At 41.9% G+C, this 236-nt stretch carries 1 protein-coding gene; it reads left to right on the top strand.

The genetic code is table 11. The features are described from left to right. A partial coding sequence (locus tag SB725_RS33840; RefSeq protein WP_410923776.1) for a DUF6923 family protein occupies positions 1-236 on the top strand: 236 nt, incomplete at both ends.

Genomic DNA, 236 nt, shown 5'->3' with positions numbered 1-236 from the left:
GTCTGGTGCTGCTAATTATGGAGCCATGTATTCTTCGAGTACCGGTGAATTGTTTGGAGTTAATAATGCCGGAGGATTTTACCAGTTTAATCTTACAACGGGGCAAAGGGTATTAATTTCCGATGCAGCTGCAAGTTCAGGTAATGATGGTGCACATTGCGTGACTGCCCCTATCACTTTCAGTACGGATCTTTCTATAACTAAAACTGATGGATCCAATACTTTTGCTTCAGGAA

The organism is Pseudomonas sp. SIMBA_041 (assembly GCF_046535095.1).
Taxonomy (GTDB): domain Bacteria; phylum Pseudomonadota; class Gammaproteobacteria; order Pseudomonadales; family Pseudomonadaceae; genus Aquipseudomonas; species Aquipseudomonas mucoides.
Note: the sequence above shows the minus strand (reverse complement) of the source record. Positions and strands in the feature narration are given on the sequence as shown.